Below are 1,051 nucleotides of genomic sequence, written 5' to 3' on the forward strand. Positions count from 1 at the left end.
CCTCGATCCGTGGACTGAAGTGATTGATGTGTCTGCTGAGACTGTTCTTCGTGGTGCGGGGGTGTGGGCATGGGGTAATCGCTGGTCTGCCCAGCATTTCCTGTGTGCTCCGGTAGGGGCCTGCTCGGCCGGGTGGTCAGGGTGTTGCCGGCATTGGTGGGCTGTGTCCAATGGTGTTGCGCCACAGTGTGAGCCAGTGCTCGGCCCAGGGGCAGTGGCTGGGCAGGTGCAGGATCGGTCGACGTTGGGGCCGGGCCAGTCGCGCCGGGATGGTGATGATCTTGCGGCGCAGGGTGGCGCCGCGGGCTACCGCATGGACGCCTCCGGCGAGCACTCCGGCGGCGCGTAGCAGGTTGTGGGCGATCGCGGCGCACAGGATCCAGGCCGAGTTCGCCCCGAAGCGCCCTGAGGGCATATGCGCCAGGGGTCCGTCGATCAGGTCGGCGAAGACGGTTTCGATGATGGCGTGGCGGCGGTGGGTGATGTCGGCGTCGGCGACGGGTTCGTCGGTGTCGGTGAAGAACGGGTGATACCGCCACACCGGGAACAGTGCGTCGGGGTAGCGGGCGTCTTTGACTCGGCGCACGATCAACCGTGCGGTTATCGGGTGGCCGGTGGAACCGAAAGCGGTATAGGGGATTTCAGCGACTTCGGCATCAGAGATCCAAATGCCGGTGTCCGGGTCGCGGACCGCACCCGGGTAGTTGACCGGGGTCCAGGCATGCTCGTCGATCGCCGCGATAGCCGTCGCCACGGGCGCGGATTTGGGCAGCACCAGCGAGAACCGGGCACCAGCGCGGCGGCAGGCTCTCACCACGGTGCCATTGCCATAGGCCGAGTCCCCGCGCACCAGAATCTGGCCGGTCACCCCGGCAGCACGGGCGGTTGTCACCGCCTGGGCGATCATGCGGGCAGCGCCCTTGCCGGAGTTGGACTTGCCGGCCCGCAACCGCGCCCCAGCGATCACCGGGGCGCGGTGGTTGGTGCTGATCGTGGTGACCAGCGGGGACAGGCCTTTGCGCAGGATCTGCTTCCCGGCGATCTTGGTGTG

The 1,051-nt window shown here is 67.6% G+C and carries 1 protein-coding gene; it reads right to left on the minus strand.

What is annotated here, in order from left to right:
- Nucleotides 1-136 precede the first annotated feature (136 nt).
- Nucleotides 137-1,051 (minus strand): IS1380 family transposase (locus tag ACXMYJ_RS29180; RefSeq protein ID WP_460359555.1); only part of this gene is annotated, 915 nt, incomplete at its 5' end.

Source organism: Mycobacterium sp. ZZG, assembly GCF_054786995.1.